The following is a 21,092-nucleotide window of genomic DNA, read 5'->3' as shown; positions in this document are numbered from 1 at the left end:
AAATGAAAAAGCTACTTACTAAAACGATCATATTTTTTTGCATAAGCCTCCATTTGGCGTGTGATAAGGATTTTCTGGATCTGGAGCCGCTGGGTGAATACTCGGAAACAAATGTTTGGAACGATTTAAATCTGGCAGAGACTTTTGTAAATAAAATGTACATAAATGTCTTCGGAACACCGTTTGCAGCATGGCGCCTTTCCGATTACAGCGACGAATCCCATTTTGTGCCGGATTGGGGTACAGGCAATTTTAACAAAGGACTCATCACGTCGGATAATTTGTATACTTGGCCTGCCACATATGCTACAGCTCATTTAAATTGGAATTCGTTGTATGCTAATGTGCGACAGACCAATATATTTTTCTCAAAAATCGAAGATATTGCTACCGATGACATAGATTTTTCTAATCGGCTGAAAGGAGAGGCGTATTTTATGCGCGCGGCTACCTACCATTATTTGACCACGCTTTATGGTGGGGTTCCGATCATTAGGGATGTGTACGGACTAAATGACGATTTTCTTCTTCCCCGTAATAGCTATGCGGAATGTATAGATTTTATTGTCTCGCAGCTTGATAGTGCGGCTGCATTGCTGCCAGAAAGTTATTCGCCGGATAGAGCTGGACGGATTACCAAAGGCGGTGCGTTGGGGTTTAAGGCCAAAGTATTAGTTTATGCCGCGAGCGATCTGCATAATCCTCAGAAAAATGGCGCTATCCGCCAGGGCTACGCCAATCCCGAGTTATTGGGATATACAAGCGGTTCTTCCAGTGATCGCTGGAGGCTTGCCAAAAATGCCGCCAAAGCTGTTATCGATATGCAAACATATGGTTTATACGCCGCTGATCCTGCCGACGGGGATTCTATTCCGCAAACTATCGCTGATTATTTTTTGATGAAGGAATTGACAGCGGAAGATATAATAACGATACACTACACACCTAAGACGTCCACCGGCGGATGGGTAGATCCGGTGATTGCGTCCAATCCGAACGGGTACCATGGTACAGGAAACCAAAATCCTATCGGAGATTTAGTGGACGACTACGAAATGAAAGACGGCTCTAAATTTAGCTGGGAAAATCCGGTGCATAAAGCGAATCCTTATTTGAATCGTGATGCGCGGTTTTATGCCACTGTACTTTACGAGGGCGTACAATGGGCGACTCGGCCATCCGATGCGCTGGTAATGGATCCTTATAGCAAGATTCAGACAGGATACGTCTATAGTACAAGCGGCACCATGATTAAAGCTGGTCTCGATACTAGAAAAGGACCGATTGAGGACTGGAATGGTAGTTATTCCGGTTACTATCTCCGTAAAGCGGTGGATCCCACCATCTCACCGACGGATGGGAAGAAGCAAGATATACCTTTCCGGTATATGCGGTATGCTGAGATATTGCTGATCTATGCGGAAGCGTGTAATGAACTGGGGGAAGACGCGGAATCAAGATCGTGTGTCAATATGGTGCGTAAGCGTGCCGGACAACCTGATCTACCCGAAACTGTTAACGGAGAGGCTTTAAGGAAAGCAATTCGACAAGAGCGTCGTATAGAACTTGCTTTTGAGGATCACCGTTTTTGGGACGTCAGAAGATGGCTTATCGGACCAGAAGCTTCTCATCAGACTCACGGGGTAGATATACGCTACACGGTCGACAGGACACAGGTCTCGTCTTATAGGCAGCCCGATGGGTCTACATGGGGTACTCCGATATATAGTCGTATTGATATTCCCGGTGATTTAAGAATTTGGCACGACAAATTATATTTCTTCCCCATTATGCGGGACGAAATTCTCAAAAATGATTTACTCATCCAAAATCCAGATTATTAATAGGACACTTAACCGGTTACCGATAGATTGTGCGGCGCATGTAGCCGCATAACCTTAATTTAATTAATATGATGAAAATAAAATGGACGTCGGCTTTTCAGTTGGGCTGGCTGAAAATGATATTAATCTGTTTTTCCGGCATGTGCTCTTTTGGACAAGGGCATACCATCAAACTTACAAATGGCCATTTTCTAAATATAGAAGCTTGTAATAGCCAAATATTTAGAATAAGGGTGTCGTCTTCGAACAATTTTCCCGAAACGCTGATGGAGCGCTATGGTGTTGTCAAGAAAAATTGGAATAGTGAAACAAAAATTACCAAGCATGGTCCAAATTACCGGTTAACAACACCCCGAAATCGGCTGGAAATAAATGGAAAAAATGGGACCGTTACTGTTAGATCATCATCAGATAATGAGATCATAACCAGCCTGTCCGTATTGAAAAAGGGAAGTCGAACCTACGAAGCCTTGCATGAGGCTGTAACCGGTTATGAACAAACGTTTCTTAAGAAAGAAATCATTGGAGACACGACGAAAGAGAGTTATGTTTCCGAACCGGTAAAACAGACCGAAAGCCAAGTAGGGCCGGCTGTACTCAGTCTTTCCATTAAACCGGACGAACGATTTTATGGTGGAGGAGCAGCCAGTCGTAAAGCTATTCAACATCGTGGTTCGCTGTTGCGGATGTGGGCGACATATCAACAGTCGGATATGGTTGCGCCGTTTCTTGCTAGCTCACATGGTTGGGGGGTATTTAACAATACGACAGCTTTAAACTATTTCGATGTAGGGCATTTTGAAGATGACCAACTTTATGTTTACAATACGGACGGGACCGTCGATTTTTATTTAATGACCGGGCAATCCGTAGAAAATACTATCGATTTGTATACGACAATAACAGGCAAACCATACCTGTTGCCTAAATGGGCTTACGGCTTGGCGTTTGGAGGGAATATGATGGAAGATCAATTTCGGATGTTAGACAACGCGGTACGGTTCCGAGAGGAAAGTATTCCGGTTGACGTGTATTGGATTGAACCGCAGTGGATGGCCAAATTTTATGATTATTCTACCGACAAGGATTGGGATTTGTCCAAATTTCCAGCTTACTTTTTCTGGCAGAAGGGCCAAGGTAACCGTTATGAAAACAAACAGCTGTTTCTATCCAAATTACACCAGCTAGGTTATCACGTAGCGTTATGGCTATGTATCGATCACGATCTGAGTATTGAAGAAGAAGACCATTTGGCTGCCCAGCGCGGTGGTAAGCATTCGGGCCAAGCGCATTGGTTTCCCCATCTGATGAAGTTTGTTGATCAGGGGATCGACGGCTTTAAGCTAGATCCTGGACGTACACTCGACGAGCATCCTGATAGAATATACTACAATGGATATACGGATCGTGAAATGCACAATTTAAACCAGGTATTGTTGCCAAAACAAATGTATCGTGTTTTCCGCCAACACAAAGGAATCCGGTCTTTTCACCACTATTGCGGAGGGTATGCTGGAAGCCAGCATTGGGGAGCCTCCACAGCTGGCGATAATGGTGGTGGTCGGGACGCCCTCTATGATCAACTTAATCTCGGGCTGAGCGGGTTCCTAAACACTTCCGCGGATGTCCTGGATGCAGTAGAAGATGTGAAGGCAGGCTTCCATTTTGGTTTTTTCCTCCCGTGGGTCCAGATCAACAGTTGGGCTAGTCTGCATTATCCTCAGTACTTCTCGCCGGAATATAACGCAACCTTCCGTTTTTACGCACAGCTACGTAACAGCTTGTTGCCCTATATCTACTCGACCGCAATACATGGCAGCCAAACCGGAATGCCCGTATTACGGGCAATGCCTTTGGTATTTCCGCAAGATAAAAAAATGGAAAATATGACCACACAGTTTATGTTTGGGGAACATCTGTTGGTAAGTGCGTTTACGGATTCTATTTATTTGCCGGAAGGGAAATGGGTGAATTTCTGGTCGGGTGAAAACATAAGTGGTGGGCAGACTATCTCGCCACGTATGCCTGCTCATACAGGAGGTCAACTTTTTGTGAAGGCTGGTGCCATTATCCCATTCCAAAAGCCCATGCAATATGTTGATCAAAAACCTTTAGATACACTAATCTTAAAAGTTTATCCATCGGGAAGCAGCGCATACACGTTGTTGGAAGACGATGGTGTATCGTTTGATTTTGAACAAGGGGCAATATCCAAGACACATTTTGAATGTCGTGAAAAACAAAATGAGATTGAATTTACCATATCCCCGACGGTCGGTGCGTACGAAGGAATGTTGGATAGACGAGCCTATGAAATCTTTTTTAATATAGGTCATAGCCCTTCTCGGATTAGCTTAAACGGCGCCTTGCTTCAGGAGTGGGAAATGAGGAACGGTGTTTTACAGGTTTCAATACCACAATCTGGCGTTCATAAGCATCAGTTGTTACAGATTTCAATGGAAGATTAGTATATGAAATATTTTATAATGTTATTATTGACGACCGTCTGGAGCGGTAAAGCATTCTGTCAATTATTGGAAAACGATTGGCTTAAAATGAACCGGTCAAAAGGACGTGCACTGCAGAAATTCCAACAGCAGAAATTCGGTATGTTTATCCATTGGGGATTGTATGCTATTCCTGGTGGGATGTGGAAGGGAAAAACAATGGAAGAAATGGGCGTTCCGAGTGTCGCAGAATGGATTCAGTTGGTTGCAAAGATCCCACGGGCGGAGTACGCGGATTTGGCTCATTCATTTAATCCGATCGATTTCGATGCGGAGCATATTGTCTCCGTGGCCAAAGAGGCTGGAATGAAATATATCGTCATAACGAGCAAGCACCACGATGGTTTTGCCCTATTTGATTCGAAAGTCAGCAATTTCGATATGATTGACGCAACACCGTTTAAGCGGGATATTGTGAAGGAATTGTATGACGCCTGTAAGCGGAATCAGTTGGAGTTTGGGGTGTACTACTCCCATAATATTGATTGGGCAGACGGGGCGGACGCACAATATGCTGCAACGAAATCGATCAACGACCTTTTGGGGAAAGATACGGATAGCTTCGGCGCAAATTTATGGGACCCAAGTCCCAACACCTTTTCTTCATATTTAAAAAACAAGGCTATTCCGCAGGTAAAAGAGATCCTGAACCAGTATCCGGGGATCCGCTATATTTGGTTCGACATGCCGGGATTGATGACTCCAGAGCAAAGCTATACATTTTATAAAGCCGTCTATGATATCAATCCAACGGTCATTGTCGCTGAACGTATCGGCAATGATATGGGAGATTATGCAATCCCTGGTGATAACCGTATCCCGAAGGCTGAAGACCAATTCGATAAACCGTGGGAAGCGATTGGCACGTTTAACCATTCTTGGGGATATAAGGCGTACGATCAAGATTGGAAAAGTGTCGATGAGTTGCTTTATTGGCTTGTCGAAATCGTGAGCAAAGGAGGTAACTATATGTTGAATATTGGTCCGGATGCAAAAGGGAATATAGCATCGAGAGTCAAGAACAACCTACAAAAATTGGGCAGCTGGATGGCGGTAAACAAGGAAGCAATTTACGAGTCTGAACCTTGGAAAGTGCAACGTGAAGGACCGACGACCGTGAGTATAACAGATACCGAACAACGGGAGAAGGAAGGATTTAAAGCGGAGTTCACACCGGAAGATTTTTGGTTTACAAAACGAGAGAAGTATCTGTATGTCGTGTCGCTCGAAGTGCCTGAAGATCGGGTATCGGTTGTTAAAAGCTTGGCCAAAGGAGAAATCAGCGTGGAAGAAGTGGAGATATTGGGGATAGGCAAAGTTGCTTTCGATCAAACGGAAGTAGGTCTTCGGGTGAAACTTCCAAGATCAGTTCGGAAACTACCGAAAGGATATACCTTCAAAATAACGCAAAGGTTGTAATGAAACGTCTCTATATTGCTTTATTTCTATTTTTAAGTGTTGTTTTTCAGGGGCGTGGGCAGGGCGGCCCTTTGGATTTTCCATTCCCTATACGAGACGCGCAAAAAATATTGTTCTTAGGAAATAGCATAACCTATGCGGGGCATTATGTGACGCTGTTCGAAAGCTTTTTGATAACAGCCTTTCCAAATTCAGAAATTGAAACCATCAATCTGGGATTACCGAGCGAAACCGTTTCGGGTCTTAGCGAGGATGGCCACGCTCAGGGAGCCTTTGTGCGTCCGTGGCTTTTTAATAGACTTGACAATGTTACCGAACAGATAAAACCGGATGTTGTTTTTGCGTGCTATGGTATGAACGACGGAATTTATCAACCTTTTAGCGAGGCGAATTTTCAACGCTACAAAGAAGGTATGATCAATCTGTATACGAAACTTAAAGCGACAGAAGTTAAGCGGATTGTCTTTATCACGCCAAGTGTCCATGAAGATCCTGTTTTCGGACTTAAGGGGTATAACCTTGTGTTAGATCGGTATGCGCAATGGTTACTTGACCAACGAAGGGAAAGACGTTGGGAGGTAATAGATATACACTTTGCTATGAAGGGCTACCTAATGGCAAAAAAGAAATATGACCCAGATTTTAACTTAGCAGAAGATGGTATACATCCTGGTTTGGAAGGCCACCGACTAATAGCAGAATGTATCATCCATTATTTTGAAGAGATGTTTTCCGCGAAAGATTTTCTGTCTGAATGCTTGGACCATAAGTCGTATTATGCGCATCTATATAAGTTATTGGAAGAACGTCAGGAAATCGTTAAAAATGCGTGGTTAACATATACAGGGCATGCACGACCGGGGTTGCCCGTGGGTGAGCCACTTAGTAAGGCAAAAAAAGAAAGCATTAAAATCCAGAATAAAATACGAAAATTACAGAAAACATCACTTAAACGCAGTAACTATGAAATATCATCTGATCATTTGTCTCCTTTTCATATTATCCGTTAAAAATTTAAATGGTCAAAGTAAATCTAAACCGTTTGAAGGTGTTCCTGGGTGGTTGGAAACACAGGAAAAGCGTTTAGCTTGGTTTCAAGAAGCGCGCTTCGGTGTCTTTATCCACTGGGGTTTGTATAGTGCAGCCGGCGGTGTTTTTAAAGGTGAAACGTACCGGCAGCATTATGCTGAATGGATACAGACCTGGGGTAAGATTCCTAGTAAACAATATACAGAAAACTTGAAGCCCAAATTTACGCTCGAGAACTTTGATCCAAAGCAGTGGGCAAAGTTAGTCAAGAAGTCGGGAGCAAAATATATGGTTCTTACCTCGCGACATCACGAGGGCTTCAGTTTGTTCAATAGTAATCAACCTTTTGCTTTGCACAATGAGGTAACCGGGACGGCGAATCTTTCACCTGATGGAAGAGATCTTTACAGAGAGATTATGGATGCGTTCCAACAGGAAGGGCTAAAAACGGGAGCTTACTACTCATTATTGGACTGGCAACATCCGGATTCGTATGAAGCGTTCCAGTTGAATCCAAATCCCACCGGGCACGTTCCTGATCATGAGCTGTACAAGAATTATATGTACGGTCAGATCAAAGAACTAGCTAACAATTATGGAAGATTGGATGTACTCTGGGCTGATTTTAGTAGTAAAGAGCACGAGGGAGAAAGCTGGGGTACGAGACGGATCCTAACGGATCTTATTAAATGGCAACCGAATATACTGATCAATAATCGGTTTTGGAATGGCTTAGAGAACAAGAACGGTGATATTGGAACGCCTGAAAAATATGTGCCTCCAACGGGTATCAGCGGAACGAATTGGGAAGTTAATCATACGATGAACGAAAGTTATGGTTATAGCTCGCAAGATCAAAACTGGAAAAGCTTTCCACAGATCATGCGTCTGTTGGTGGAAACAGTTAGTAAGGGGGGGAACTTTCTTTTAAATGTAGGGCCTGACGGTAGCGGTAAAATACCAGACCAGGCCGTCAATATATTGGAGAGGGTGGGAAAGTGGATGTCGGTAAACAGCGAATCTATTTATGGAACGCAGGCGAGTCCCTTTAGGGCATTGGATTGGGGCTATTGCACCGTGAAAGGGGACAAGCTCTATCTACATGTATTTGACATCCCACAAGGTGATGTAATCAATGTACCCTTAAAAAATACCGTGAAAAGCCTCTACGAGATGGGGTCCGAAGAAGAGTTGATAAAAACTGTTCCACAGGAAATGGGTATAGGAATCTCTATACGTCCGTTTTCGCTAGAGAATGGACCAAAGGTGTTGGTGATGGAAGTGGAGGGCAGCCTGGAAATTGAAGAAAGTGTTGCGCAGGCATTATCGGACGGAAGGATTATCTTATCTGCCGATAAGGCGGACATCCATAGCGCACATGGGATGAAGATAAGCGGCGCGAGGCATGATTTTAAGCGTCCGAATGCCCTTGCTGGATGGACAAATACAGAGGATAAAGTCTCTTGGAAGGTTAAGATACAGCAGCCAGGGCGATACGATGTATTTATTCAATACTTGCCATTGGCAACAGCTGGTGGTACTGTGGTTTTCCACACAGGAAACGACGCGATGACTTACAGCTTCGAGGCGAAGGAAGGGAAATCGTTCGAAGAAATAAAAATGGGTACGATTGAAATACCGCAGAAAGCATTAGGGGAGCCGTTTATTCCGTTTGAACTCGAAGCGACTGTAATTGACGGAAATGCTTTACCAGAAATTAGTTCTGTAAGCCTTGTACCAAACAAAAATTGACGTATACGAAAAAGATGAAAAGAAGAGATTTTATCAGTGCAGGTGTGAAGTCTGCTATTGCTTTTACGATTGTTCCGCGTAGTGTCTTGGGCGGGCACGGATTTTTAGCGCCAAGTGATAAAATTCAAGTAGGCTTTATTGGCGTTGGGAAACAAAGCTTGAATTTGTTGCACGGATTGAACGGCTGTCCGGAGGCAGTTGTTCAGGCAGCTTGTGATGTCGATAACAGAAAATTGGATTACTTCGTTAATGCGGCTGCAACTGCTCAAAATACGATCGGGAAATTGAATCCCTCCATCGCAAAATATAAGCATTTTCGAGAACTGCTGGCCTCGACTGAAGTGGATGCTGTCGTTATCGCAACGCCTGATCATTGGCATGCACAGATCGCCGTAGACGCGGCCCGGGCAAAGAAAGATATTTATTGCGAAAAGCCATTGGCCCTGACCATAGCAGAAGGAAGAGCTATGGTGAACTCAGCTAGAGAATATGGGGTTGTTTTTCAAACCGGGAGCATGCAACGGTCGTCGTTCAATTTTAGACAGGCGGCAGAATTGGTACGTAATGGCTATATTGGGGATGTTAAGGAAATCAATGTATCGGTAGGGGGGCCGGTAAGACAGTGCGACTTACCTTCCTTTCCGATCCCGGATTATTTAGATTGGGATATGTGGATCGGCCCCTCTTTGTACCGCGGCTATAATCCAATTTTATCACCGCCTATAGAAAATGATGAGTGGGCATGGTGGCGAGGATATCGGGACTTTGGGGGAGGGTATATCACGGATTGGGGAGCACATATGTTTGACATTGTTCAGTGGGCTTTAGACATGGATCACAGTGGACCGGTCCAATTTATCCCCCCGACAGGTCCGCAAGCGGAACACGGGCTAACATACATTTATGACCAGGGCACACGCGTCAATCATGTTGACTGGGGAGAACCTAATGCCATCCAGTTTATAGGAACCGAGGGTATTATAGAAGTAAGTAGGTCATTTTTGAAAACAAATCCGATCACACTTGCCGGCCATAACCTAAAAGCTAGCGATAAACGCTTGTACTATAGTGATAATCATTATCAGGATTGGCTGAGTGCCATTCAAACCCGTTCCAAACCTATTTGCGACGTGGAGACAGGTCAGCGTACATCGACAGTCTGCAACGCGATTAACATCGCTTATGAGCTACAAAGGTCGTTACGATGGGATCCGGTAAAAGAAGAATTTGACGATCGGTTTGCCAATATCATGCGTAGTCGATCTTATAGAGGTGTTTGGAGTTTATAATTATTAATATTGATTAATAATGATAGTTGGCTTGTGCTTAAAATTATATAATTTTAAGCACAAGCCAACTATCTGGATATGTCGTTACCCTTTGCGGTACGATAAGACCCAATTTTTAGGTCTTATCGTACCGCAAAGGGTAATAAAGTCAGATGGGCAGAAAGATCGCGTCAATCACCTGTTAAATCTCGATAAACTTCTTCAATAGGGACTGGGATATATTGACCGTACCTAGAGGGCGGACATTACCAGAGTAAGATCGGTTTGGAATTCGTGGCCTGTTGTTGTCACGGCTTTTACCATAATTTTGTAGCTGCCAGCTTTTAAGGTATCGTCTTCCTTGACAGAAACAGCTCCCGTCTGAGCGTTGACAGAGAATACATCAGTAGAATTGTCAAATGTTTCGCCATCTAAACTCACCGATTGAAGAGAAAATGATGACTTATAATTATCTGGATATATTGTTGGAGCAGCGGACAGGTACCCGTTTCCTAAAGCAATATGCAGTAAATTCAAGTAGATCGTCAAATCCATATCCGGATAATACATACCAAAGAAAAATTTTATCTGGGGAATGAAAACAACCCTAAAAGCTGTACTGGCGACAGGAAATCCATCTTTTAAAAGGACCGGTCGGAGGTCATATGTATATTCCGCCTTTTTATCTGGGTCTCCCGCAGCGGAGGTAAACTTGATTGTTGAATTCTCAACACTAACGTTATTTGATGCACCGGCCTCAGAGCTTAGATGCCAAATGGTCCCCTCGGTAGGTATATCCATAGCGTCTAGTTCAAACGTTGTGGTCTCGCTGCTGTAAAGGGCATAAGCAAATGGGATTTCATTGGATAAATCAGCTTCTTTAATTCCTATAGTACCGTCAGAAACTGTAAAATTAAATTTGCTTTCGCCAACCGTTTCCCCACTATTGCTTTTGACTAAAAGCTTGATGGCGTAGGAATCCGGAATCTTGCTATCGTTTGTGGTAGACAGAGCACCATTCGGATAAAGTAAAGCAGAGTTTATCACAATATTTTGCCGCTTATCATCAATTACCACGGCTTTAGTAAGTAAGTCGTGAAGCTTAACATTTCCTGATATTCCCACATTGGCAATCTGTTCGTAGCTGAGGCTTAACGTAAGATCATTTCTATTTGATAGGGATGAAGGCAACGAGATGCTAGTTGTTTGTCCATAGGAGACCCCTGTATTTTCCGGGAGTTCGATCTCGACTGGTGGTTGTGGGGAGGAAGTATCTTTTTGACAAGATAAAGTCGTTGAAAGGAGGAAGGTTGCTGCTGTGAAAGCGATAGAGAGTCGTTTGTACATTTTCATATGTATAATTTTTTTTGCGAAGGTAATGATAATATTTAAAAATGCAACCATGTTGCATTTTTGATGTTTTTAACTATTTTTGCGGCATGTTCGGAAATACATGTTCTTTGGCCAGATTTATTCGTAAAGTTTTTTCCACGATCTTTTTCGTGCATGTGTCAACCGTTAGTCTGTATGGCGGCGCGCATATATTAGACACGCTTAAAATGATAGAGATCGATTCCGCACTGGTCGTAGTCAGGCTTCCGTTAGAGGGGGCAGTGGTGCAGCTTTCCCGCTGGGAGCTTTCCCGTATCCAGGCGCCTACATTGGGCGAGACGCTCAGTCATGTTCCCGGGGTACAAAATGCTTCCTTTGGTCCTAGTGCTGGGTTGCCTATGGTTCGTAGTTTGAGCGGCAACCGAGTGAGGCTTTTGCAGGACGGTCTTGCAATCAATGACCTGAGCGGTATCAGTCCGAATATCAATACCAATGTAGATATCGAAAACCTGCAGCAGATAGAGCTTTATAAAGGCTCAGCCAGCGTGCTTTTCGGAGGCAAGGCGATAGGAGGAGCGATAAACATGAAAGATAACACGATTCCACAGTCTCGCTTCCCGAAGATGTGGCAGGGTAGTGCCACGTTGCAGGCCGGGACTAATAGTGGTCACCGGCAGGCCGTCCAGCTTGGCGGAAACTTGGGAAAACATTGGATTTGGCGCTTTAGTGGCATAAACCATCGGCATAGGGATTTGCGAATACCAGGAAACACAAAGGCCCCAATAGCTTATGATCCAGCAATTGATCATTTGACGGCCGATATGGCGCAGGTACATGTGGATAAAGAGCAGATACGCAATCTAAGTCTGTATCCTTATATCAGCCAGTTTGTGCTTGAAAATATGGATGACCCCAAATGGGGGCTATCGGAAGCCGATCTATATACATTCGAGCAATATTCTGTTATCGGAGGTGAGCGCGTGGCCAACCCTTCGAATAATAAGTTTATAGCAGGACAGGATCCTTCAACACCGCTCTACACGACTTTGGTGCACGGTATCACAGATTTCCACCCAGTTGTCTACGGGGTCATGCCTAACAGCCATGCTGATGGACGTTCGTTCAACTTCGGAATAAGCTATATCAAAGATAGCCTACGTGTGGGTATAGGTTACCGTGCTCAAGAAGGTTACTATGGCATCCCAGGTTTCGCACTCGCAACTAAGCCCACGCATACCCATGAGCCAATAAATCAAATTGCCGATTATCAACCTATTAACACAAGAACCCTGGCGCATATGCTGAAAGTTGAAACCGTGTTCAACTCGGTAAATAAATACGTGCGCGAGCTTGCCATCCGGTATTCGGCTCAATATGGGGATGATCGTGAGCTGGTAGGGATTTATCGGGTAAACAAATTTATAAGTAGAAGGCAGGCATGGAGAGTGGATAGTAAGCAACAATTTACGTCGTTCTGGGAGGCAGAGACAGGCGCCGACTTTAACGTTCTACATTTAGAGGGTGACGGTATACAACGATATATTCCCAACAGTTTGAGCCGGGAGCTTGGCATTTTTACCATGCATACGGTGAGGCACAAGCCACTGGTCATGAATGTAGGCTACCGTCGCGATTTCGTGACACGGCGTGCCCTAACCGACATGCAGTACAAGCCCAGTAGAGGACTCGCCGGAGGTCAACTTTCTCCGAGGGATTTCGTATTGAACCAATTTTCTTCCCGCTTGCGATGGAATATTGTCAAAATAGCATTTCTGACTGCTACCTTCTCACACTCCGAACGAGCACCCGATATCAACGAGCTATACGCAGGCAACGACCATTTTGCCATTCTAGTGGAGGAAAATGGTGACGACAATCTAAATAAAGAACAGGCTAATAGCTTCGAAATAGCAACTGGCCTTCAATTAAATGCGTTCCGCCTGATAGCAAATAGATATTTGACTGATTTCGACGGTTATCTATATCTCGCGCACACGGGAATGTCTCGTTCTGGCGGATTTTTAGTCAAGGAGTGGCGCGCTTCGCAGACTCGTATAACAGGGTGGGAACTGGAAGCTTCTTATGATCACCAGTGGAAGAATGGAGGACATTTCCGCATTTCCGCATTTGGGGACCTTGTTAAGAACATCAATACATCAGAAGATCATCTTCGAGGATGGGCAGAGGGTGATTATATGCCGAATCTGCCCACTAGCAGATATGGTATTTCCACTATTTTTAAAATGGGCAAAGGGTCACTCTCAGCCGTATTCGAACGTTATTTGAAACAAAGATATTTGGGTAAGAATATAAATCCCGAGCCACCCATGCCCGCTTATTCTCTCTTGCAAGCTCAATTAGGTTACGATTTTCGAATCTTTGGGAAAAAGTTGACAGGTTACCTATCCGGCCACAATCTGCTGAATGTAGAGGCCCGACCGCAGAATTCCATGCTCAAATACCTTGCTCCGCTTCCCGGAAGAAATATATCTATGGGCGTAAAAGTATTTCTGTAAGCATTGTAAGACCTAGCTTTTGAATGTAATTATCCTTTCTGCCGTACTACCTGCCTAGCCAGCTCTCCCAATAACTTGAGATCTCTCCAGCGCGTCATTCCAAAGTAGTCCGTAATTCAGTCTTAGGCAATTTTCATATTGTTTCTGCAACGTAAAAACCCTGCCCGGAGCGAAGCTGATGTTGAGCCGCTGTGCGCGCTCGTATAGATCAATGGCATTTATGTTGCTGGGCAGCTCTATCCATTGAACGAATCCTCCCTGCAGACGGCTGGCCATTGTCCCGTCTGGAAAATATTCGGAAATGGCCCGTGAAAATTTCAACATATTGCCATGCAAGATGTGCCGCAGCTTACGGGGGCGAAAATATTTGGTGGCTTATCGTTTTAACTGGTAGATTAGGTATGGATGTTGAGGGGGCGTCGATGAATTTTTAATCAAGACCGAGGCTGCTTTAAATTGAACATGCATTGTTAAATTAAAATAACTAGGACAGTTCCGGTAAATCCATAAACTTCCATTTTATTTCCAGAAATCGTTGTACGGTCGTAATAATGGGCACGTTTCGTGATAATGAGGTCACCACCGATTTTTATATTTCTATTAGAGGTCGAAATGTGCCTTCTAATGATAATTTAGAATAATTGCTGTAATCTGTTAAACAAAAAACAGTAAAAAGTTTTTTTATTTGGTTAATTTGTTTTATATTTGTGATATGCAAGGCCCTGCCTACGCTTTTTCTGACTTGGTCAAGTTTATCCTTCGCTCTTCAGTTTAGCTTTTTCAGTTGCCATTTATAGTTATAAGCGATATATCAGCAAGGATCCGCTGGGTGGCATTGAAGTCTCAAGTTTTAATCTCCAATATATTTCTGTTAACAAAAGGACATTGTTCTACCGCAAGGTAGGTAATGCTTTGTAGCGATTAACAATCTTCCCGTCCATTAAATTCGAAGGACGGAAGGTTAACATACAAAATATGGACTTTAAAGACATCGGGATCATGGCCCCCATTTTAAGCGCTATTTTGGAAAAGGGTTATGCCGTTCCAACAGAAGTACAAAAACAAGCTATACCATCAATCCTTCAAGGAAAGGATGTCATTGGATGTGCACAGACAGGAACCGGAAAAACCGGCGCATTCGCTATACCTTTGCTTCAATTGCTGGCGGCAAAACCGACAACAAAAAAAATGCCCCGCGCACTGATCCTGGCTCCGACAAGAGAACTGGCGGTGCAAATCGGACAAAACATCACCGCATATAGTAAGAATATTCCTATAAACGAGCTGATAATTTATGGTGGCGTTTCACAGCAAAGTCAGATAGCAGCCCTGCGCAGAGGTATTGATATCATTGTAGCAACGCCCGGGCGTTTAATGGATCTTTTAACCCAGGGACACCTCAGTTTGGCCGCTATCGGTTATCTGGTTCTCGATGAAGCCGATAACATGCTAGACATGGGCTTCATAAACGATATACGTAAGATCATCAAGATGCTGCCTAACGAACGACAGACACTGTTGTTCTCAGCAACAATGCCCATGTCAATCAGAAAGTTAGCAATAGAGATCTTGATATCTCCTATGGAGATCAACGTATCACCGGTATCCTCAACAGCTCTTAAAATAATTCAGTCTGTTTTTTTTATTGAGAAGAAACAGAAAGTAGCGCTGTTGACCAAGGTATTGCGCAAGGATAGGAAAACTCAGACGCTTATATTTATGCGAACGAAGCACGGAGCTGATCGCTTGGCTAAAACATTGGGAAAAAACGGTCTGCAGACAGCTTGTATTCACGGGAATAAATCTCAGAGTGCTCGTCAGAACGCATTGATGTCATTTAAGAGTGGGAAGATCAGTGTGCTTATCGCAACTGATATTGCAGCTCGGGGAATTGACATCAAAGAATTGCCACAGGTCATAAATTATGATCTTCCCGAAGACTCCGAAACTTATGTACATCGCATTGGTCGGACAGGCAGGGCAGGGAACACCGGTAAGGCGATCTCATTCTGTAGTAGGGAAGAGAAGCCGCTACTGCTTAAAATACAGAAATTGATCGGTTTTCAAATGCCTATCGCTCAATAAATTAAATATTTTATCACTAACAAATAATACAATGCAAGAAGGAACAGTAAAATTCTTTAATGAAACAAAAGGTTTTGGATTTATCGCCCCAACAGATGGAGGTGCCGATATCTTCGTCCATACCACAGGCTTGATGAGCAACATCCGTGAAAACGATAAAGTAGTTTTCGACGTGGAAAATGGTAAGAAAGGCCTTAGTGCAACGAATGTTCGCGTAGCGCGATAATTCCTTTGCTAATTAGCAGATGGAATTTCTAAAGCGCGGCACCTAAGGTATGCCGCGTTTTTTTTAATCGACAGTGGCTCTAACCTGAGTTGTGTATAACTACCTGTTTAGCAAGTTTATTCGTATCCCGTTTGCAACTAGTTTTATTAAATGTAAACTTGAATGGGGTCTGAAGCGCTTTGTCGAAAACAAAAAAAATGGTATATGCTTAAAGCAAGTTTGAAGGATTACTCTCAGAAATTTTGATCAAATAAGGCGCAAGTAAGTGCTATTATCAGTGGAGTAACTCTTTTATAGCAATTATGATGGATAAGCCTGATCTGTTCATTATCGATCCGGGTAACAAATTATCATAAGAATGACTTGCTCATTTAAATATGCTGAGAAAATGCCTCTTAACAAGCGAGCTAGGCTTAAGAGTTGCGCTAGTGCGCTGCACAGACAATATTATTTGTAAACCGTTTGGCTGGGAGTTCTTTAAATTTATATCCTTCGGTAAACATGACAAGGCTTTGTAGCTTCTTTCGGCAGTTGTACAGAAGCTTGTTCGGCATCCCTCATTGTAAGTTTTCGACCTCCTTCGTTTGTAGAGAAAGACTCGTAAGTGCCTTGATCAAGTATGTTTGCCAGTTCTGATTTTTCATACGATGTATGTTTCTGTACTTTACGTATGTTAAAATGTTGAGAATGATATCCTAGGAAAAGACGATCTGGTAAAACTAACATTAGCCTTGGTTGTTTACTACTACCGGGCGGGTTATGGTGGAACGTCACGGCCAGATTTAAAGTGTCACGCTATTGTAACGATCAAATTGTTTTTAATGTTCGTTATATGAAATATGTCGTTTTGATGATCCGGTATTTTTATCGTGCCCAGTATTATTTATCTATGCAGGAAACAACATTTAAATGGCCACAATCTATCTTTCCCCAAAGCAAGATCGCTAAAAGGATTTCAGAATTTGATTGGCAAGAAACGACTCTGGGAACGATTGATAGCTGGACATCAATGCTCAAAGCCACGATATCGATGATGCTAGAGGTTAGCTTTCCGGTTGTTACATGGATTGGTGAAAATAGAATCCTTTTTTATAATGATGCTGCTGTTCCATATGTGCAGGATGATTTAGCTACTTCAGAGATTGGCGTTGGCAAGCCAACTACGAAAGCCCCAGGAGGTCATTGGACTAGGTTTGAAAGCATGGTGGACGAAGTGATAAAATCGGGTAGATCAATCTGTGAAGCTTATGATTTTTTTCCTAAATATGCAGATGCAAGCCACCACTATGTTGTCTGTAAATTTTCCCTCGATCCCATCATGGACGAACAGGGACAAATTCTCGGGGTAAGGTGTATTTTGGTAGAAAATAGCCCGGTGAATCAAAATATGTTCCAAAAAGACCAGGATTATTTATTTCTGTCTGAGTTAGGCGGTAGAATGGATTCATTGAAAGGAGGATCAGTTGAAGCGGTCATAAGGCTTATTGGAGAGTATTTTGCAGCTGATCGTATTGGTCTAGCCGATATCATCGATAATAGTTCCCATGTGAAAATAGTCTGTTGTCATCAGCAACAGCAGATGACGGATGTTCGCGGGAAATACGATCTCAATCATTGTCACCAAACCCTTTATGAGGAACTTACAAATGGAAATATCTTCTTAGAAAACCATGTGTCCCGAAGCCACAAATTTACTCAGGAACAACGCAAAAGATTTGCGGAAATGGACGTATCATCTGTGCTATTTATTCCATTGTTGATCACGGGCGTGCTTAGAGGCGTACTTTTCATACATTACCGTTCTCCCCGCCAGTGGGAGGAAAGTGAGATCCGGTTTTTAAGAATCTGTGTGTCTAAGTTTTGGGATGTGCTTACTAGCATTCGTTCGCAAGAGGAAACAGAACGTTCTGAGCGTTATTATCGTAACTTGGTCGACTCGCTGGATCAAGCTTTCATGGTGATAGAATTCGAATTTGACAAGGGTAATAAGCCTGTTGATTACAAATTTGTCCACGTAAATGCGGCGTTTGAGTTGCAGACAGGACTGCAGGACGTGGTAGGTAAAACTATCAAACAAATTATGCCCGAGGTGGAACCTGCCTGGCTCGCCAATTACGGTAGCGTAGCCTTAACTGGGCAACCCAGGCGCTTTGAGGAATATAATACTGGGACAGCCCGATGGTACGATGTGTATGCTGCTCCGCTTGAAGGATGTTCCGGACAGGTTGTTGTTGTATTCAAAGATATTACAGAGAAGAAGTTCGAAGATGATCGAAAAATGGATTTTCTTAGTATGGCGAGCCATGAACTAAAAACTCCGTTAACTTCCCTTAAAGCTTATATCGACATCTGCTCAAGAAAATTAGATGAGTGCGATTACAAAAATGTCAGCACTATGCTTGGCCGAGCAGACAAACAGCTGTTCCGTATGACTACAATCATAAATGGATTTCTTAATCTCAACGAGTTAGAAAAGGGACGTCTAAAATTTAATAAAAAAGTGTTTGATCTTGGAATCATGCTCGAAGACGTGAAACGCGATGCAGCACTTGTTTTTAATAACTATTTGTTTTCTTGTTCTTTGGACTTGTCTTTATCCATATATTCCGATCGGGAAAAATTACAGCAGGTGATAGTAAATCTGATCAACAACGCTGTCAAATATTCCACGCCGGGAACGGCAATCGCCATATCTAGCTGTCTGGTAGAAGACCGTGTGAGGATCAGTGTTTCCGATCAAGGAATTGGCATAAGCGGCTCCGATCAAAATTATATTTTCAATCGATTCTATAGGGTTAACGAGAACTTAGAAAAGGATGTGTCAGGATTTGGTATAGGACTGTATGTGTGTAAAGAGATCGTGCATGGTTTGGGCGGAGAGATCGGTTTAACAAGTTTTATCGGAGAAGGATCTATATTCTGGGTAGAGCTACCCGTTTATAGGTCAACCGAAAGATCATAATGAGGGGAGCATATTGAAAAATCCCCAGTATGTTTAATTTTAAATATACAGTATTATTGCTTATTTACCAGTCAGGCGGTATTGAAAAGATGATAATTAAATCCTTTGGGATTATCCTGGATAGTACAAATAGACTTTTTACAATCGAATAAGAGAGGGGATTTCCTCCCCCCCCAGTTGGGAAGCACATTGAATTTCCAAAGAGAACGGAGGAAAACGAGTACCGGGTATTCCATTGAAGTAGAAAGAACTGGCTTATCAGAAAGATGAACCTTTGGTGTCGCCTAGTCTACAACGTATGCTCAAGGGAGCCAATAGGAACAAGCTAAGATCAACATCAATACGCTAGTGTAGTTAAAATTACCAAAGAACTGTTATCTCCTAGTTTTGCGATCTTTGTAGTTTACAGATACTTTTGTTTATCCGCGGGTATTACGTAGGCACAACCGAAACGCAAATACGCTACGTCAAACATATTCTGCAAAGGAAACTTCATGCTTATGACAAGAGAAAAGCCACAGTGTAAGCCTCAGGACATTTCCGGCTTATCGCCGAGATTGATTTTCTTGTCGGCACCCGAGGGTATTAATACGAACCCATGTGTCATCGATATGTAACAATCTCCGAAAATAGTGTCTATTAATTTTTTTTATCTTTAATATATTTATGTTAAATATATTTTTCGTATATTTAATTGATTTGAAAATTCAAATAGAATTTAATGAAGCTAAAGTTTGGGTTTTATCATTTGAGTTAGAGTCCGGAAGCCAGGTCAGGCTCAAATTATCGGACCATAGTCGAATCGCAGGAGGGATAATTAGCTGTATATTGACATTCATTCAGGACATAAACTATGACAGCTGTATCTGCAAATCGACGTGAGGAGGAATCTGAATAGATTTTTTGGAAGAGTCTTAGGTTTGGTTGATCTATTCGTTCATGCGGATGTCTAGCCACTTTTCCAAGCTTGGTGGTATAATGTTCGAGCGGCTCTGTATTCACCGGACAAAATTTTCAAGCGTTATTTAAAGATCAACGAGATGAGTTACGGAAAAACATTTTTTGGATTGGCCTACAACCAGCATATTTATTCAGAAGATCCACAGACAATGGGTGCTCGACTAGGACGTCTATTAAGCGTCAATATGCGGATAATGGACCATAGCCAACCCTCTTCACATCGGAATCGGGCAGAACAGCAAGACGAACTATACGATTATGGCTATCAACAAGCCTATTACCTGACGGCGGAAAAAAACACGACGGTACAATACCATCTGGACTATCCGTTGACATTGCGATACAGGAATAACATAGATATTTTCTTTTATCCCAATGGGAGTATACTGTTTGTTGGGGTTGAATATGCGGGAAATTGGCAGTTTTTTTTGGAAGGAATATCCCGTCAGGTGAAAGGCTATTTTGAATACGATTCGTCAATGGCACATATCAAAATCAATAAAGAGGCCTTCTCCCGGGTATTTCATTCTTTAGGGCTGGACACGGTTTTGTTGTTCAGTGACTTTCATATAGGCGAATATATTGAGCCTATTTTGTCTGGAGAACGCCGTATTCAGGAATTTGGCGATATTTTGATGGCCTTATCCGATAGTCATATTTCCGTGTTCGATCTGGATGTTATGCTAGAAAAATATACCAACAGAGAGATTGATCAGAACTTTCGGGGAACGGCCTTTAGTGATATTATGCTCGTTCACTCCCTTGCAGCCTATCGGCCCGTGAGATAGGATTTGTAAGATCTCTAATCAGGAAGTTCGCATTAATGTAGTGAAATTTGAGCTATGGATTTAAGAATAACAACAGCGCTGGTCGATAGCAATCAAATATGGCAGTTTCTACAGGAACGGCGGACACTGGCAGCATACAAAAACATAGCGGTAATTTTATTGTCTCGGTGGCCCGGAACAATCGACAGATTGTGATATGATAATCTCCGAAAACCCGTTATACGACTACAAGAAAGGTTAGAAAATCTGAAGCGTCTCGGCGAGATCAAAATGGAGGTTTCCGTAAAAGTGGATCGTTGCCGACCTTTACCTTACCAGCTTCACGATAACCCTTGGTTTAATGCAGTGCAAGAGGACTACAATTGGTATCCATAGTTATCATTATCTGCTCCACTTATTTTACG

General features: G+C 42.9%; 13 protein-coding genes. 11 read left to right on the top strand and 2 right to left on the bottom strand.

Going from position 1 to position 21,092, the window contains the following annotated elements:
- Positions 1–2: 2 nt before the first annotated feature.
- From ACFSR5_RS15040 to ACFSR5_RS15015, 6 genes are all read left to right on the top strand, one after another.
- Complete coding sequence (locus ACFSR5_RS15040; protein ID WP_380905258.1) at positions 3–1,844, top strand: RagB/SusD family nutrient uptake outer membrane protein; 1,842 nt, start codon at positions 3–5, stop codon at positions 1,842–1,844.
- Between the two features lie 68 nt (positions 1,845–1,912).
- The gene (locus tag ACFSR5_RS15035; RefSeq protein WP_380905256.1) at positions 1,913–4,312 is read left to right on the top strand and encodes a glycoside hydrolase family 31 protein; all 2,400 of its coding nucleotides are present in this window, start codon (positions 1,913–1,915) and stop codon (positions 4,310–4,312) included.
- A gap of 3 nt (positions 4,313–4,315) precedes the next feature.
- On the top strand, positions 4,316–5,770 hold the full coding sequence (locus ACFSR5_RS15030; RefSeq protein WP_380905254.1) for an alpha-L-fucosidase: 1,455 nt from the start codon (positions 4,316–4,318) through the stop codon (positions 5,768–5,770).
- Entirely contained in the window at positions 5,770–6,780 is a 1,011-nt protein-coding gene (locus tag ACFSR5_RS15025; RefSeq protein ID WP_380905252.1) for an SGNH/GDSL hydrolase family protein, read from the top strand. Before ACFSR5_RS15030 ends, ACFSR5_RS15025 begins: the two co-directional genes overlap by 1 nt.
- Positions 6,734–8,551, top strand: coding sequence for an alpha-L-fucosidase (locus ACFSR5_RS15020; protein WP_380905250.1), 1,818 nt, complete (start codon positions 6,734–6,736; stop codon positions 8,549–8,551). The genes ACFSR5_RS15025 and ACFSR5_RS15020 overlap by 47 nt, the downstream gene beginning before the upstream one ends.
- 14 nt (positions 8,552–8,565) lie before the next feature.
- On the top strand, positions 8,566–9,840 hold the full coding sequence (locus ACFSR5_RS15015; protein WP_380905248.1) for a Gfo/Idh/MocA family protein: 1,275 nt from the start codon (positions 8,566–8,568) through the stop codon (positions 9,838–9,840).
- A 231-nt stretch (positions 9,841–10,071) separates the two neighbouring features.
- Here the strand turns inward: ACFSR5_RS15015 and ACFSR5_RS15010 are convergent, their stop codons facing one another.
- Positions 10,072–11,223 (bottom strand): hypothetical protein, encoded by a 1,152-nt coding sequence (locus ACFSR5_RS15010; protein ID WP_380905245.1) that lies wholly within the window; start codon positions 11,221–11,223, stop codon positions 10,072–10,074.
- Positions 11,224–11,378: 155 nt separating this feature from the next.
- Here ACFSR5_RS15010 and ACFSR5_RS15005 point away from each other — a divergent pair, with 155 nt between their 5' ends.
- Positions 11,379–13,667, top strand: coding sequence for a TonB-dependent receptor (locus tag ACFSR5_RS15005; protein ID WP_380905243.1), 2,289 nt, complete (start codon positions 11,379–11,381; stop codon positions 13,665–13,667).
- Between the two features lie 54 nt (positions 13,668–13,721).
- Here the strand turns inward: ACFSR5_RS15005 and ACFSR5_RS15000 are convergent, their stop codons facing one another.
- Positions 13,722–13,991: a hypothetical protein gene (locus tag ACFSR5_RS15000; protein ID WP_380905241.1), complete on the bottom strand. Its 270-nt coding sequence runs from the start codon at positions 13,989–13,991 to the stop codon at positions 13,722–13,724.
- 651 nt (positions 13,992–14,642) lie between these two features.
- Between ACFSR5_RS15000 and ACFSR5_RS14995 the strand changes: the two genes are divergently transcribed.
- The 4 genes from ACFSR5_RS14995 to ACFSR5_RS14980 all read left to right on the top strand — a co-directional run bounded on the left by ACFSR5_RS14995 (position 14,643) and on the right by ACFSR5_RS14980 (position 20,688).
- The gene (locus tag ACFSR5_RS14995; protein ID WP_380905239.1) at positions 14,643–15,752 is read left to right on the top strand and encodes a DEAD/DEAH box helicase; all 1,110 of its coding nucleotides are present in this window, start codon (positions 14,643–14,645) and stop codon (positions 15,750–15,752) included.
- Positions 15,753–15,783: 31 nt separating this feature from the next.
- The gene (locus ACFSR5_RS14990) at positions 15,784–15,978 is read left to right on the top strand and encodes a cold-shock protein (RefSeq protein WP_380905237.1); all 195 of its coding nucleotides are present in this window, start codon (positions 15,784–15,786) and stop codon (positions 15,976–15,978) included.
- A gap of 889 nt (positions 15,979–16,867) precedes the next feature.
- The gene (locus tag ACFSR5_RS14985) at positions 16,868–18,940 is read left to right on the top strand and encodes an ATP-binding protein (protein WP_380905235.1); all 2,073 of its coding nucleotides are present in this window, start codon (positions 16,868–16,870) and stop codon (positions 18,938–18,940) included.
- Between the two features lie 1,040 nt (positions 18,941–19,980).
- Positions 19,981–20,688 carry a hypothetical protein gene (locus ACFSR5_RS14980; RefSeq protein ID WP_380905233.1) on the top strand — a complete coding sequence of 236 codons (708 nt, stop codon included), beginning with the start codon at positions 19,981–19,983 and terminating at the stop codon, positions 20,686–20,688.
- Positions 20,689–21,092: the final 404 nt, after the last annotated feature.

This window comes from Sphingobacterium suaedae, from assembly GCF_042684625.1.
GTDB classification, from domain to species: Bacteria; Bacteroidota; Bacteroidia; order Sphingobacteriales; family Sphingobacteriaceae; genus Sphingobacterium; species Sphingobacterium suaedae.
Note: the sequence above shows the minus strand (reverse complement) of the source record. Positions and strands in the feature narration are given on the sequence as shown.